The organism is Litorimonas sp. RW-G-Af-16, from assembly GCF_048319245.1.
Lineage (GTDB): Bacteria > Pseudomonadota > Alphaproteobacteria > Caulobacterales > Maricaulaceae > Litorimonas.
In genome coordinates this window covers 2,252,741-2,266,504 of the sequence record NZ_CP166993.1, presented here as the reverse complement: position 1 = coordinate 2,266,504, position 13,764 = coordinate 2,252,741, and the positions used below count along the sequence as shown (strand labels likewise).

The 13,764-nt window shown below is 49.6% G+C and carries 16 protein-coding genes, 1 tRNA gene and 1 pseudogene; 11 read left to right on the top strand and 7 right to left on the bottom strand.

Annotated elements, in window-relative coordinates; translation table 11 throughout:
- Nucleotides 1-63: 63 nt before the first annotated feature.
- From AB8615_RS11070 to ccoS, 10 genes and pseudogenes are all read left to right on the top strand, one after another.
- Nucleotides 64-525 (top strand): TIGR02300 family protein, encoded by a 462-nt coding sequence (locus AB8615_RS11070; protein WP_409432643.1) that lies wholly within the window; start codon nucleotides 64-66, stop codon nucleotides 523-525.
- A 79-nt stretch (nucleotides 526-604) separates the two neighbouring features.
- Nucleotides 605-680: transfer RNA gene (locus AB8615_RS11065), tRNA-Ala, on the top strand.
- Between the two features lie 238 nt (nucleotides 681-918).
- Nucleotides 919-2,623 (top strand): annotated as a pseudogene (gene ccoN, locus AB8615_RS11060) (cytochrome-c oxidase, cbb3-type subunit I).
- A 3-nt stretch (nucleotides 2,624-2,626) separates the two neighbouring features.
- A complete protein-coding gene (gene ccoO, locus AB8615_RS11055) occupies nucleotides 2,627-3,364 on the top strand; it encodes a cytochrome-c oxidase, cbb3-type subunit II (RefSeq protein ID WP_409432641.1) in 738 nt (245 codons plus the stop codon).
- Nucleotides 3,361-3,525, top strand: coding sequence for a cbb3-type cytochrome oxidase subunit 3 (locus AB8615_RS11050; RefSeq protein ID WP_409432640.1), 165 nt, complete (start codon nucleotides 3,361-3,363; stop codon nucleotides 3,523-3,525). The genes ccoO and AB8615_RS11050 overlap by 4 nt, the downstream gene beginning before the upstream one ends.
- 8 nt (nucleotides 3,526-3,533) lie before the next feature.
- Entirely contained in the window at nucleotides 3,534-4,460 is a 927-nt protein-coding gene (ccoP, locus tag AB8615_RS11045) for a cytochrome-c oxidase, cbb3-type subunit III (RefSeq protein ID WP_409432639.1), read from the top strand.
- Between the two features lie 6 nt (nucleotides 4,461-4,466).
- Nucleotides 4,467-5,963, top strand: coding sequence for a cytochrome c oxidase accessory protein CcoG (gene ccoG, locus AB8615_RS11040; RefSeq protein ID WP_418152382.1), 1,497 nt, complete (start codon nucleotides 4,467-4,469; stop codon nucleotides 5,961-5,963).
- On the top strand, nucleotides 5,963-6,457 hold the full coding sequence (locus AB8615_RS11035) for a FixH family protein (RefSeq protein ID WP_409432637.1): 495 nt from the start codon (nucleotides 5,963-5,965) through the stop codon (nucleotides 6,455-6,457). The genes ccoG and AB8615_RS11035 overlap by 1 nt, the downstream gene beginning before the upstream one ends.
- Nucleotides 6,458-6,459: 2 nt before the next feature.
- Nucleotides 6,460-8,742, top strand: a complete 2,283-nt coding sequence (locus AB8615_RS11030; RefSeq protein ID WP_418152381.1) for a heavy metal translocating P-type ATPase — start codon at nucleotides 6,460-6,462, stop codon at nucleotides 8,740-8,742.
- A complete protein-coding gene (ccoS, locus tag AB8615_RS11025) occupies nucleotides 8,739-8,906 on the top strand; it encodes a cbb3-type cytochrome oxidase assembly protein CcoS (protein ID WP_409432635.1) in 168 nt (55 codons plus the stop codon). Before AB8615_RS11030 ends, ccoS begins: the two co-directional genes overlap by 4 nt.
- Here ccoS and AB8615_RS11020 read toward each other — a convergent pair.
- The 7 genes from AB8615_RS11020 to AB8615_RS10990 form a co-directional block, all read right to left on the bottom strand.
- Entirely contained in the window at nucleotides 8,903-9,151 is a 249-nt protein-coding gene (locus tag AB8615_RS11020; RefSeq protein ID WP_409432634.1) for a hypothetical protein, read from the bottom strand. The genes ccoS and AB8615_RS11020 overlap by 4 nt on opposite strands.
- A 71-nt stretch (nucleotides 9,152-9,222) precedes the next feature.
- A complete protein-coding gene (locus AB8615_RS11015) occupies nucleotides 9,223-9,888 on the bottom strand; it encodes a helix-turn-helix domain-containing protein (protein WP_418152380.1) in 666 nt (221 codons plus the stop codon).
- 85 nt (nucleotides 9,889-9,973) lie between these two features.
- A complete protein-coding gene (locus tag AB8615_RS11010; protein ID WP_409432632.1) occupies nucleotides 9,974-10,297 on the bottom strand; it encodes a hypothetical protein in 324 nt (107 codons plus the stop codon).
- Nucleotides 10,298-10,463: 166 nt separating this feature from the next.
- Nucleotides 10,464-10,865, bottom strand: coding sequence for a response regulator transcription factor (locus AB8615_RS11005; protein ID WP_418153094.1), 402 nt, complete (start codon nucleotides 10,863-10,865; stop codon nucleotides 10,464-10,466).
- On the bottom strand, nucleotides 10,759-11,067 hold the full coding sequence (locus tag AB8615_RS11000) for a hypothetical protein (RefSeq protein ID WP_418152379.1): 309 nt from the start codon (nucleotides 11,065-11,067) through the stop codon (nucleotides 10,759-10,761). Before AB8615_RS11000 ends, AB8615_RS11005 begins: the two co-directional genes overlap by 107 nt.
- A 9-nt stretch (nucleotides 11,068-11,076) precedes the next feature.
- Nucleotides 11,077-11,610, bottom strand: a complete 534-nt coding sequence (locus AB8615_RS10995; RefSeq protein WP_418152378.1) for a sensor histidine kinase — start codon at nucleotides 11,608-11,610, stop codon at nucleotides 11,077-11,079.
- Complete coding sequence (locus tag AB8615_RS10990) at nucleotides 11,610-12,179, bottom strand: PAS domain S-box protein (RefSeq protein WP_418152377.1); 570 nt, start codon at nucleotides 12,177-12,179, stop codon at nucleotides 11,610-11,612. Before AB8615_RS10990 ends, AB8615_RS10995 begins: the two co-directional genes overlap by 1 nt.
- A 171-nt stretch (nucleotides 12,180-12,350) precedes the next feature.
- Here AB8615_RS10990 and AB8615_RS10985 point away from each other — a divergent pair, with 171 nt between their 5' ends.
- The gene (locus AB8615_RS10985) at nucleotides 12,351-13,763 is read left to right on the top strand and encodes a circularly permuted type 2 ATP-grasp protein (RefSeq protein WP_418152376.1); all 1,413 of its coding nucleotides are present in this window, start codon (nucleotides 12,351-12,353) and stop codon (nucleotides 13,761-13,763) included.
- Nucleotide 13,764: the final 1 nt, after the last annotated feature.

Genomic DNA, 13,764 nt, shown 5'->3' with positions numbered 1-13,764 from the left:
CTTATAGAGGTCGCGGCAATGTGCAAGCCCCTGATTTCGACCCTTCCTCTGGAGTGCAGACCGATGGCAAAAAAAGATTTGGGCACAAAACGTGTGTGTCCGGAATGTGAAGCCAAATTTTACGACCTCGCCAAGAATCCTGCGATTTGCCCGATGTGTCAAAATAGCTTTGATCCCGCCGAACTAGACATCAAGCCCGTTGTCCCAACTGGCCCGCTGAAACCACAAAAATCTAACGTCGACGATGATGAGGACGAAGTAGAAGAGGTCGAAGCCGAGGAAGTTGATGAAGACGATATCGACGAAGAAGAAATCGCCGCCAAAGAGCTAGAGTTAGACGGCGACGACGTTGCTGTTATCGGCGGTGCAGACGGCGATGATGACGACAAGCCTGGCTATGACGGCTATTCTGAAGACGAAGATGAAGATGAGGACGCGGCTCTTGTTGAAGATGATGACAATGAGTTGCCGCCACCTGACGACAGCGATGACGATGACGACGACGCTGAAGAAATCGAAATCTAATTTAAAATATTGGCAGGCGGGGAATTTCCCCGCTTGACCACCTCGCGGCTTCTCGCTAGGTCGCATATTCCTTGAAAAAGGGGCCTTAGCTCAGCTGGTAGAGCGCTTCGCTGGCAGCGAAGAGGTCAGGGGTTCGACTCCCCTAGGCTCCACCAAGGATTTTCAAACTTTGATACGTCTCTCTTTCCCGAAGATGTTGTGCACGAACATTTGTGTTAGATGACGGTTATTGTCTCGTATCTTTTAGCCCAAACTCTTATCAAAAAACCTGTTCTTCGCCCTGTCACTTGATCAAAATTGACCCCGGTCAATTTTTTGATTTTCGCGAAGCGCTACCTTGATGGCTATCTCACTAGGATCATTCGGATTCTCGTCAATAAAGGTAGTATCAAAATGAGCGTTGAAACTTCACGCAGCTTTATCAAGCAAGACGACTCGTTAATTCTCATTTTGGTGATTTGCGTCTTGGGCCTGTTCTGGTCTTTATTCGCCGCACTTCCAACGGGTGTTTCGGCTTTGGCGTATCCCACGCTTGAAATGCACGGCTATATGATGATGGCAGCGTTTTTGCTCGGCATTGCAGCGGTCGTCTACAAAGTCGCAGACGGCATGCCTCAGATAGACCACAGCGAATATGAAGACGGTGTGGTCAAAGCTGGCGTTATCGCCACGACATTTTGGGGCATAGCGGGGATGTTGGTGGGGGTCATCATTGCTTGCCAACTGACTTGGCCACATATTTTCTATTTTGATGAACTCCCTTGGACCAATTTTGGGCGTCTTCGCCCGCTTCACACATCAGCCGTAATTTTCGCTTTTGGTGGGAATGCGTTGATCGCGACTTCGTTTTACGTGGTACAGCGCACTTGTCGGACTCGCCTAGCAGGTGGCATGTGGCCCTGGTTTGTGTTTTGGGGTTATCAGCTCTTTATCGTTTTAGCGGCGACTGGATATTTGTCTGGCGTCACGCAGTCCCGAGAATATGCCGAGCCAGAATGGTATGTTGATATTTGGCTGACTATTGTCTGGGTCGCGTATTTGCTGATTTTCCTCGGCACGCTTGCCAAGCGTAAAGAGCCGCATATTTATGTGGCGAATTGGTTCTATCTCGCTTTCATTATTACCGTTGCGATTTTGCATCTGGTCAATAACCTCGCTTTGCCAGTCAGCATGACAAGCGCCAAAAGCTACTCGCTTTTCTCAGGTGTTCAAGATGCCATGACGCAGTGGTGGTATGGCCATAATGCCGTTGGCTTTTTCCTCACAGCTGGTTTCCTCGCGATTATGTATTACTTTATTCCAAAGCGGGCGAACCGTCCGATTTGGTCTTACAAGCTCTCGATCGTTCATTTCTGGGCGGTGATCTTCATCTATATCTGGGCAGGGCCGCATCATCTTCACTTTACTGCTCTTCCGCAGTGGACGCAGACTTTGGGCATGGTTTTCTCCGTTATGCTTTGGATGCCGAGCTGGGGCGGAATGATTAACGGCTTGATGACCTTGTCAGGTGCATGGGACAAACTTCGCACAGACCCTGTCTTGCGGATGCTGGTTGTATCTGTCGCGTTTTACGGCATGGCAACCTTTGAAGGCCCGCTCATGTCTATTCGTTATGTCAACGCGCTATCGCATTATACAGATTGGGGCATTGGGCACGTTCATTCTGCAGCCCTTGGCTGGAATGGATTTGTAACATTTGGCGCGCTCTATTGCCTGGTATCCCTGGCTGTGGAAGAAGCAGGATTTGTATTCAAACCGCTTGGTGGAATGGCATTTCTGGCTCGCCACAATCGGCATCATTTTCTACATCACATCCATGTGGGTATCCGGGATTATGGAAGGCCTAATGTGGCGCGCCTACACTGATCTTGGTTTCTTGGAATATGCCTTTATCGAGACAGTCTCTGCCAAGCACATCTCTTACGCTGTGCGGGCGACAGGGGGCGGATTGTTCCTCCTCGGCACCCTCGTGATGGCCTTTAACATTCGTATGACCATTTTGGGCCGTGGCAATGCGAAAGCTATTGTCGGCGAGACCCCTCTGGCTGCCAAGCCTAACACACCAACGGCAGAACCGATGCCAGCGGTTGGAGAATAGATCATGTTTTTAAAGCTCCACCAATTTCTGGAAAAGAAATCCTTTGGCTTGTTGCTCGGCATTATCGGTGTCGTGTCTGTGGGCGGCCTGGTCGAAATTGCGCCTTTATTTTACATTGAAAGCACGATCGAAGAGGTCGAAGGGATGCGCCCTTACACGCCGCTCGAACTGGCGGGACGCAACATTTACATTCGCGAGGGCTGTTATACGTGTCACTCACAAATGATCCGTCCGCTGCGTGATGAAGTGGAGCGCTATGGCCATTATTCGCTCGCCGCAGAATCGATGTATGATCGGCCTTTCCAGTGGGGGTCAAAGCGGACGGGGCCAGATTTGGCACGTGTCGGAAAGAAGTATTCCGATGAGTGGCACAAGCTTCATTTGGAAAACCCACGTGCTGTTGTGCCAGAATCCATCATGCCGCCCTATAAATTTCTCAGCAAACGCGAGCTTAACTTTCGCGAAATTCAGGCGGAGTTGAAAACCAATCAAAGATTGGGTGTGCCTTATACCGATGAAATGGTCGAATTGGCGGAGTCCGATTTGCGTACGCAGCTGGATGAATTCGCAGATGATTATGATGGGTTCATTGCGCGCTATCCAAAAGCCGTTGTGCGCGAATTCGATGGGGATGCTGACAAGATTTCAGAGATGGACGCTCTGATTGCCTATATGCAAATGCTCGGCACGCTCGTTGATTTCGACGAATACCAAGCGCAGAAAGATGAGAACTTACGATGAGCTACGACACTCTTGCCCATTTTATTAAACTTGGCGGCACAGTCTTTTTCACGGGCTTCTTCACGTTGACAATTCTCTATGCCTTGTGGCCCAAAAACAAAGAGCGTTTTGACCGCGCCGCGCAACTCCCATTGTTGCAAGATGATACTCCGGAAGTGTGAGTTTTTAGATGTCCGATGGAAATAAGAATATCGACGAAATTTCTGGCACAGAAACCACTGGCCACGAATGGGATGGAATTGAAGAATTAAATACGCCTATGCCACGTTGGTGGTTAGGATTGTTTTACCTCTGTATCTTGTGGGCGATTGGCTATGCTATTTTGATGCCGTCTATTCCCTTTCTTAATTCTCATTTTAAAGGGCTTTTGGGTTACTCTGATCGCGCCGCAGTCGCCATGGATGTCGAAGCCATGGATGCACAACGCTACAGCATGTCGACCCGGTTAACAGGAGCATCTCTCGAAGGCATCCAGGCTGATCCAGACTTGTTCCGTTTTGCTATGGCGGCAGGCAAGTCGTCATTTGGCAATAATTGTGCGACATGCCACGGGAGCGGTGGGCAGGGCTTTAAAGGCTATCCCAACCTCAATGATGACATTTGGTTATGGGGTGGGACGTTTGATCAAATCCGCCACACCCTTGTCGTTGGCATCCGCGCTGAACACGCAGAGACTCAGGCCAACCTGATGCAAGCTTATGGCCGCGATGGATTGCTAGACGACGAACAAATTGACGACCTCGCAGAGTATTTGCTAGCGTTTAATAGCACAGACCGGGACAGCGAAGCTGTGTTGCGTGGACGGACTATTTTTGCGGAACAATGCGTGTCGTGTCACGGCGAAAATGCGAAGGGTGATCAAAGCCAAGGTGCGCCGAATTTAACAGATAATTACTGGCTTTATGGCGGCACAAAGGAAGACATTGTGCAAACGCTCTACGGCGGTCGCCAAGGTGTCATGCCGAATTGGGATGAACGCCTCAGCCCCGAAACAATTACGGCTCTAGCTGTTTACGTGCATAGCTTGGGCGGCGGTGTCGATACGCCGAGCCCATCAATGCCAGTGGACGGCGCGTCGCAAGAGGACCTTCAATAAGGTGCTATGACCACCCTTATTGACAATACTCCCCCACGGAAGAAAGTCGCCGAAGGCGTAGAGCAATCCCGTGGGGTGGCAACGTCGCCCTCTACCCCGCAAAGCCTCTACGTCAAACGCACTAAGCTCTATCCAAAGCTGGCCCACGGGTTTTACCGCAATATCAAATGGTTCGCATTATTCGTCCTCTTGGGCATTTATTATATCACCCCTTGGATTCGTTGGGACCGAGGCCCGGGGCAGCCTAATCAGGCGGTCCTTGTTGATTTTGAAAATGCGCGTTTCTATTTCTTCTTCATCGAGATTTGGCCACAGGAAGTTTATTATATCACAGGGCTTTTGATCCTCGCCTCACTAGGGTTGTTCTTGGCCACGTCACTTTTTGGGCGTGTCTGGTGTGGCTATGCGTGTCCGCAGACGATCTGGACGGATTTATTTATTCAAGTAGAGAAGTTTTTTGAGGGCGATCGCAATGCCCGCATGAAGCTCGACAAAGCACCTTGGTCGGTCAAAAAAATTTTCAAGAAAACGAGTAAGCATATTGTTTGGGTCTTGATTGCGGCAGCGACGGGCGGAGCTTGGATTTTATATTTTCATGACGCCCCGACTTTGGCCCGTGATTTCCTGACGGGTCACGCACCCATGACGTCCTATGTCTTTGCCGCTTTGATGACGACGACAACCTATGCTTTGGCAGGGCATATGCGCGAACAAGTTTGCACATATATGTGCCCTTGGCCGCGGATTCAGGCCGCCATGATCGATGAAGAAGCGCTAAATGTAACCTATCGCTATGATCGGGGGGAACCACGCGGCCCGCATAAAAAGGGAGCCACGTGGGAGGGCCGCGGCGACTGTATTGACTGTCGTCAATGCGTCGCCGTGTGTCCGGTTGGAATTGATATTCGCAACGGCTTGCAACTTGAATGTATCGGCTGCTCGCTTTGCATTGATGCGTGCGACGAGATCATGGAAAAGATCGACCGACCCAAAGGGCTAATAGCGTTTGATACAGATGCAAATGTGCAGCGCCGCCTAAAAGGTGAACCATCGCGATTTAATCTGGTGCGCCCTCATACCGTCATTTACGCAGTTCTGTTCGCCGCGGTGGGAGTGCTAATGCTATACTCTTTATTGACCCGATCAACACTGAACATGAATGTCTTACGCGATCGACAACCCAATTATGTGCAGCTCTCTGACGGGTCTATCCGCAATGGCTACACGATCAAAATCTTGAATAAGGAAACAACAGACCGGACATTCAAATTGGCCGTCGACACGCTGCCCAGCCCTGTCGTGACCATTGCAGGACAGCGCAGTGATGCCAGCCTTGAGTTTAAAGTTCCCGCCGACGAAACATCTGATTTCAAAATCTACATCGCAGAATCAGATATTTTGGGCCTAGATCAAAAAACTGATTTCAATTTTCTGCTAGAAGATATTGAAACAGGCAATCGCACGACAGCGAAAGCCATCTTTATTAGCGGAGGGCCGAAGTAATGGCTCAAGAAAAGGAAGCAAGTTGGGAATTAAACGGGGGGCATGTTCTTGTTATTTTGCTATCGTTTTTTGTGATCCTCATTTCCGTGAATGGCTATTTTATTTATCAGGCTGTGACGTCTTTTCGCGGCGAAGATGTCAAGGGTTCTTATCGTCAAGGCTTAGAGTATAACCAGACCATTGAGGCCCGCGCAGAGGCGAGTCAGCTCGGTTGGGAGGTTCGCGCGAATGTTGTTGATAACATCGCGGGTGATCAAACCCTAATCTTGAAACTAACTGATGCAGACGGCGGAGCATTGACGCGCGCTGACGTCACGGGCACTTTGCATCACCGCATTGATACGGCCTTGGATCAACCTTTGACATTTGAAGATACAGGTGCAGGCCGCCTGACGGCACTTATTTCTGGGCCACCAGGGCAATACACGCTCAAGGCTCAGGCCGTTCGTGGGACGGATAGATTATCGTTTCAGCATGATGTTCGCGTGCGCTAACCATGGGTGCGCTTGACCCCATTCGTCTATCGGACACGGCGGCAACGGGTTGCCCATCTGGTCTCCAAAATATTCCTGTCGCGCAGATAGATCCTTTATCTGTGCAGCTGGATTTGACGCCGTATGTACAAAGTACAGAAGAGGGCCATCAGCGAATTGATCTGATTGTACAAGGCGCGCATTGCGGTGGCTGTCTAACAAAAATCGAAAGAGGCGTTGGCGCGATTGCGAGTGTGAAAACTGCGCGGATGAATTTATCTACCCTGCGCCTTCGTGTCGAATGGACGGGCGATAAATCGCAAGCTTCTGTCATTGCCCAAACGCTTTCAAAGCTCGGATTTGGCGCAGCGCCATATGACATCACGCAATCAGATGATGGGCGCGAAGCGGAAAGCAAAGCTTTGTTGCGCGCGATGGCCGTTGCAGGGTTTGCTGCCATGAACGTCATGTTGCTATCTATTGCGGTGTGGTCAGGCGGGACCGATATGGGTCCACAAACGCACACGCTTTTGCACTGGATATCAGCTGCGATTGCTCTGCCAACGGTCGCTTATGCTGGACGTCCTTTCTTTCGGTCTGCCTGGGCTGCGCTCAAGAATAAGCGCACAAATATGGATGTGCCGATTTCTCTCGCAATCTTGTTGGCGTGTAGCCTCTCCGTTTACGAGACCGTCAAAGGCAATCCTGATACCTATTTTGATGCGGCCGTCATGTTGCTATTTCTGCTATTGATAGGACGTTTTCTGGATGCACGTTTGCGCCTGCGCACTGGGGAGGCGGCGCGACGTCTCGCGGCGATGCAAGTCACGTCAGCGACCCGTTTACTTGACACTGGCGTGATTGAGACTGTGCCCGCCCGCGATATTCATCCTGGCGACCGCTTGCTGATTCCTGCGGGCCAGAGGATTGCAGTCGATTGCATCATTGAAAGTGGGCAGTCAGACATTGATATGCAGATTGCTACGGGCGAGACCAAGCTGCAGAGTTTCGGGCCTGGCGATACGCTATACTCAGGAACCACGAATTTGGGTGCACCGCTAACGGTTCGAGCGATCGCGAAACATAGCGATAGCTTTTTGTCGGAAATCACCGCACTGGTCGAGGCGGGTGAGCAAAATAAAAGCCGCTTCGTGCGGATCGCTGACAAGGCCGCCCGCGCTTATGTGCCAGTCATACACAGCGTTGCTGCGCTGACATTCATTGGCTGGATGATCGTCGGCGGAGACCTGCGCGTCGCGGCCCTGAACGCGATTGCTGTGTTAATTATAACTTGTCCATGCGCGCTTGGCTTGGCTGTTCCGGCTGTGCAAATCGTGGCAGCGGGTCGTTTGTTTAAGGCGGGTGTATTGGTCAAATCGGGGGATGCCCTCGAACGACTGGCCAAGACCAAAACAGTGATTTTTGATAAAACAGGAACGCTAACAACGGGGCAATTTAATTTGCTGAATGCAGCAGATAATGCACCAACCGACCTTGCGATTGCAGCCGCTCTCGCTAAGCAGTCGACGCATCCTCTGGCGCGCGCTCTGCACGCTTATGCGTCTGATTTAGATGTCAAAGATGTTGTCGATATTGCAGGGCAAGGGTTGAGTGCCAAAGTTTCGGGTCACACTGTAAGATTCGGGTCTGCCAAATTAGTTGGCGAAGCCGCAGAACCTGCTGCTCGCCATTCATCTGTATGGTTGAAAATCGACGACCGTCCCGCCCAATGCCTAGCATTTACTGATATGGCCAGAGCGGATGCTGCAGACACGATTGCGGCATTGCAAGATCAAGGATTGCGGGTTGAAATGTTGTCAGGCGATGCGGCGGCTGTGGTCAAAGATGTGGCAGACGAACTTGGATTGTCGCGCGCCAAGGGAGGCGTATCCCCTAAACAGAAAATGCAAATAATTCAGACGCGGGGGATAGAGGGTCGTTATCCGCTCATGGTCGGTGACGGGATCAATGACGCGCCCGCCCTGGCAGCGGGTTATAGCTCGGCTTCTCTTGCCAGCGCTGCAGATGTGTCTCGGTCAGCCGCTGATATTATTTTGCAAGGCGACCGCTTAAGCAGTTTGCCTGTCGCCATCGACATAGCCCGCGCAGCGCAGCGGCGGGTGGTAGAAAACCTCACGCTTGCGGTGGGGTATAATTTCATCGCTATTCCCTTGGCTGTGCTGGGGTTTGTTAATCCGTTAATTGCGGCGGTTGCTATGTCGGGATCGTCACTAATTGTAACGCTCAACGCGCTACGATTACACCGCAACAATCATTCGGTGTTTGAAGCGGAGGGCGTATCATGAGTGCGCTGCTCTGGCTAATTCCGATCGCGTTGATCCTCGGCGGGACGGGGCTATTAGGCTTTTTCTGGTCGATGAAAAGTGGGCAATTTGAAGATCTGAGCGGGGATGCTAGCCGCATTTTAGAAGACAATGACCGCCCGCTGAAGGAGCGAGTTAAGCGCTAGCTTTCTGATTTGTCAGCGTCGATGTTTTGCCCATCTTCTCGCTTACAACAAATCGCATGGCAGGCTTTGCTGTGCAACGGTGTGTTCTCGCGTTCACTGTCTTTCGAGCTTAGATCAATCCACACAGGAGAGCCGCTACCGCAAATCGGAGCCCAAAATCCTTGTGTGGACGATGTCTGAAAACCGCTGGAGAACGGCGCTGCCGTCATGCCCAAAACAATAGCTGAGACGATAAGATTTTGCATACTGTCTCACTAGCCTTGTTGTATTGTTCTAATTTGAGGTTGATCAAATCAGACTTTATTTCTGTAAATTATTATACGCCCGCCAAGCTTTGAAGCTGCCCATATTTGCAGACTGTAGCCGTATCACGATTAGGGAGTGAGATGATGCCTTGCGATTTAAGCGACGTTAGGCGACGGCTAACAGTTTCAATCGTAAGGCCCAAATAATCGGCAATATCAAGACGGCTCATTGGCAGACGAATATCAAAACTTTCACCGTCCCGTTTTTGCCGATCTGCAAGCATGAGAAGAAAAGACGCAACCTTTTCAGAGGCTGTTTTTTTTGTGAGCGTTGTAATTAAGGTCTGCGCTTCCTCAAGCTGGCTACAAGTCATGGCAAATAAGTCGCGCTGCAGGTCAATGTTTTCACGCACATCACTCATGCTCAGCGCGGCAATATTTGATGTGGTCACTGTGACGGCACTGTCTTGGTGAATACCATTTGAGGATAGACCAAAAAAATCGCCTTTTGTGTAGAAGCCGGAAATTTGACGTTGAGACGATTCGAGTAAGCGGTAAACCATTACCACGCCGCTATTGACGCGAAAAAAAACCTCTGCCTCATCTCCTTGATGATATAAATTTGCTTTGTCAGGCAAAATACGTCCGCGCGCCCGACACATGTTTTGATAGCCCTGACCAGTCTGTGACTGTGCTTCAATAGATTTTATCGCAGTGTCGTAATTCACGCCAGCCATGTTCATACCCTTGATCACATTATTATGAGACAAGTTTTATGGCCGCGGTGAACAAATTCTAGAGAGGGAGATTACTTAGGTAATATTACGTATATGCGGATCGTAAAGATAAGTGATCTAGGGCTTTAAGGAGGAGTTTTGGCGCCACAGGGTGAAACAATAATTCGACGCGACTGCCTAGAAACGTGTCATTTGGTTTAAGCGCAGATTTGAGTGCGGTTGTTAGAATGATGCCGGGACGGACAACGGACGACATCAAGTGGTTGAGCAAACGATACGGCTCCGCTTCGCCATTATCCAAATCCAGCACAATAATATCTTGTTCTCGAAATGAAATATCCGTGAGCGCCCGTTCTGCCCTGATGACAACTTTGACGATATTGAGGTGGGCCTCAAGCAGGCATCTCATTGATTGCGACAGGTCTTTATCACACGCAATAATGTATACGGTTTTTGGATCGGCTGTGTGCATGTTAAATCAGACGCTGCTAGAATCATTGTAGCGTATATTTTTCAAATTTAAAGAAATTGACGCGGGTCAAAACAATCGTCATTTGACCGTAACTCGCTTTGTCTTATTCAGCCGCTAGCGAGAGCTTGACGAGGTCTGATAGAGAGCGGATGTCCAGCTTGCTCATCACATGCGCACGATGCGTTTCGACCGTGCGAACTGAGATACCAAGTTCATGTGCTATAACTTTATTGGGCTGGCCTTTGACTAAGCACGATACAATTTGAGATTCTCGTGGCGTCAACTTTGCCAATGTGTCCCGCGCCTCTTGTTGCGTTGCAGATAGGGGCGGGTTATTTTCCACCTTCGCGGTAGCTAACTCCAAGACGACTAGCATGTCTTTAGCCGAAAACGGTTTTTCAATAAAGTCCGTAGCGCCGTTTTTTAAGGCACGGACCGCCATGGAAACATCGGCATGACCACTCATCATAATGACTTTGAGCGTAGGATTGCGCGATAATGCGATTTTTAAAATCTCCAATCCATCGCGGCTCTGGCATCCGCACATCAAGCAGGATCGGTCCTGTGATTGAGCCGAGATCAGCCTCAATAAAAGCTTCACCACTCGGATAGAGCTTTGGGTTATAGTCGTGGGTGAGCAACAGGACGTTGAGACTGTCCCGCACAGCCTCGTCATCATCAACGATATAAACGGATGTTTGTGCCATGCTGTTTCCTTATGCAGTTGGCAGAGTAAAATAAAAACACGCCCCTTGCGGTGCGTTGCGCTCGGCCCAAAACTTGCCGTCATGATTAGCAATTATGGATCGACTGATCGATAGCCCGACGCCCAAGCCGCCCTGCTTATCTGTTGAAAACGGTTTGTAGAGAGTTGCGAAATCTTCTTCGCTCAATCCTTTACCCGTATCTATAACGCCAACTTTAATATGCTGATCGTCGTCCTGTACGGCTATAATTTGTAGCAATTTCGGAGTCGTATCCATCATAGCCTCACAAGCATTTTTGATCAAGTTGACCATGACTTGCTGGATTTGAACATCACTAATGAGCAATTTTGGTAGATTATCTTCAATCTCAAATATGATTTCAATTCCCGTATTTTTGAATTGGGGAAGCGTGAGGTCAGCAGCCACATGAATGACAGCGTCCAGCGCCACCATCTTCTTCTCAAGATCGCCTGTCTCAATAAACTTTCTCAACCGAGCTAGGATCTTTGCCGCTCTGTCAGCTTGGTCTGACGATTTTTGCATCAGGGAAGATAGTAGCGCTTGATCGGGGGTTTCGGGCGCGCCAGAATTGTGACGCCAGCATCCAAATAATTCATGATCGCGGTCAAGGGCTGGTTAAGTTCATGCGCAATCGCAGCCCCCATTTGATCCATTGCTGACACACGCGAAAGGTGGAAATGAGCGTTTTGTAGGTGTTCAAATTCTTCTTGGCGTTGCCTTTCTAGGGTTAAATCCCGAATAATTCCGACATAGGCTCGGCCTTTGACATTTGGGATTTCACCAACGGATAAATACATTGGGAAAATGTTGCCATCTTTGCGCTTGCCTGACACCTCTCGACCAATACCAATAATTTTTGCGGTTCCCGATGATTGATAATTTGCAATATAGTCATCGTGATTTTCACGGTAGGGCTCTGGCATTAAACACCGTATGTTTCGCCCCTCAACTTCGCTAAACTTATATCCGAATATTTTTTCGCAGGCTGGATTATATCTGGCGATTTCCCCTTTGCCATTAATCATGATGACGCCGTCCACCAAAGTGTGCAGCACGGCATCCAATTCGAAGTGGGAGGAATCATTGTCCATGATTTGCTAAACCATAATTCGAAAGTGATTTCCACTGAAAGGGTTCGATATTGGTTTCAAAATACACGCCCTGCTGCCCCGAAATTGTGCAATCTTGGAACGCCAAAGGCTATCCGTCGTTACTCTGTTGTAGTTTGCGACCGTCAGTATAGGGTTAGCTAAAGGGGATTTATGGAATTTTTTGACGAAATGCTTGCAGGGGATCAGCCGCGGGAGAGCTATCAAAGCTATCATGATTGGTTTTCTAGCCAAGACACGAAACTGCTGAAGCGAAAAATGATTGAGGCTGAGGCTGTGTTTCGCCGCACGGGGATCACGTTTAATGTTTACGGCAAAAAGGACGCGGATGAGCGACTTATTCCCTTTGACATCATTCCTCGCATCATTGCAGCGCGCGAGTGGCAACATCTTACTCGCGGCATCGAGCAACGGGTGAGAGCCATCAATGCTTTCTTGCACGATATTTATCATGGTCAAGAAATTCTGAAAGCTGGCATAATTCCCAGTGCGTTGATTGAAAATAATGATGCCTATCTACCGCAAATGATAGGGGTGACGCCGCCGGGCAAAGTCTACACGCACATTGTAGGTGTGGATTTAGTCCGCACAGGGGCAGATGATTTCTTTGTCCTAGAAGACAATGCCCGCACGCCGTCGGGTGTGTCTTACATGCTCGAGAACCGGGAAACGATGCTGCAAATTTTCCCTGAGCTTTTCTCAAAGAACAAGGTTCAACGGGTCAATAATTATCCGCAAATGCTCCGCCAATCGCTAGAAGCTTGCGCCCCGCCAAAGTGCGACGGTAAGCCTGTGATTGCAGTTTTGACCCCGGGAATTCATAATTCTGCCTATTTCGAACATGCCTTTTTGGCTGATCAAATGGGGGCTGAACTGGTCGAAAGTCATGACTTGAGAGTTCGCAAAGGTAAAGTTTGCATGCGGACAACGCAGGGTTACACACCTATTGATGTAATTTACCGCAGGGTCGATGACGACTATCTTGATCCGCTCAACTTTAAGCCAGAGTCGATGCTGGGAATAGCTGGTGTGATGGATATTTACCGCGCAGGCGGCATCACGATTGCCAATGCACCAGGTGCAGGCATTGCCGATGACAAAGCGATTTATTCTTATATGCCAGACATTGTACGATTTTATACAGGTGAAAAGGCCTTGCTACGCAATATCGAAACATGGCGGTGTTCGGACGCGGATTCGCTAAAATATGTGCTTGAGCATCTGCCTGAATTAGTTGTCAAAGAAGTTCATGGATCGGGGGGTTACGGTATGCTCGTCGGGCCTGCATCGACAAAGGCAGAGATCGAGCGCTTTCGCAAGAAACTGATCAATGATCCCGACAATTATATTGCGCAGCCCACATTAGCTCTCTCGACAACACCGATCTTAGAAAAGGGAGGTCTGTCACCGCGCCATGTCGACTTACGGCCTTTTGTGCTGGTCGGCTCGAATGAAATTATGACGACGCCAGGCGGCCTGACGCGCGTTGCCATGAAAAAAGGCTCACTCGTTGTCAATTCCAGCCAAGGCGGCGGGACTAAAGACACTTGGGTTTTGGAGGACTAGG

Coding starts and splice junctions, on each gene's coding strand:
- AB8615_RS11030 (WP_418152381.1), top strand. CDS start 6,460: ATGGGTGCGCTTGACCCCATTCGTCTATCGGACACGGCGGCAACGGGT.
- AB8615_RS10985 (WP_418152376.1), top strand. CDS start 12,351: ATGGAATTTTTTGACGAAATGCTTGCAGGGGATCAGCCGCGGGAGAGC.
- AB8615_RS10990 (WP_418152377.1), bottom strand. CDS start 12,179: ATGGACAATGATTCCTCCCACTTCGAATTGGATGCCGTGCTGCACACT.
- AB8615_RS11010 (WP_409432632.1), bottom strand. CDS start 10,297: ATGAGATGCCTGCTTGAGGCCCACCTCAATATCGTCAAAGTTGTCATC.
- AB8615_RS11050 (WP_409432640.1), top strand. CDS start 3,361: ATGAGCTACGACACTCTTGCCCATTTTATTAAACTTGGCGGCACAGTC.
- AB8615_RS10995 (WP_418152378.1), bottom strand. CDS start 11,610: ATGCAAAAATCGTCAGACCAAGCTGACAGAGCGGCAAAGATCCTAGCT.
- AB8615_RS11070 (WP_409432643.1), top strand. CDS start 64: ATGGCAAAAAAAGATTTGGGCACAAAACGTGTGTGTCCGGAATGTGAA.
- AB8615_RS11000 (WP_418152379.1), bottom strand. CDS start 11,067: ATGGCACAAACATCCGTTTATATCGTTGATGATGACGAGGCTGTGCGG.
- AB8615_RS11020 (WP_409432634.1), bottom strand. CDS start 9,151: ATGCAAAATCTTATCGTCTCAGCTATTGTTTTGGGCATGACGGCAGCG.
- AB8615_RS11035 (WP_409432637.1), top strand. CDS start 5,963: ATGGCTCAAGAAAAGGAAGCAAGTTGGGAATTAAACGGGGGGCATGTT.
- ccoO (WP_409432641.1), top strand. CDS start 2,627: ATGTTTTTAAAGCTCCACCAATTTCTGGAAAAGAAATCCTTTGGCTTG.
- ccoP (WP_409432639.1), top strand. CDS start 3,534: ATGTCCGATGGAAATAAGAATATCGACGAAATTTCTGGCACAGAAACC.
- AB8615_RS11015 (WP_418152380.1), bottom strand. CDS start 9,888: ATGGCTGGCGTGAATTACGACACTGCGATAAAATCTATTGAAGCACAG.
- ccoS (WP_409432635.1), top strand. CDS start 8,739: ATGAGTGCGCTGCTCTGGCTAATTCCGATCGCGTTGATCCTCGGCGGG.
- ccoG (WP_418152382.1), top strand. CDS start 4,467: ATGACCACCCTTATTGACAATACTCCCCCACGGAAGAAAGTCGCCGAA.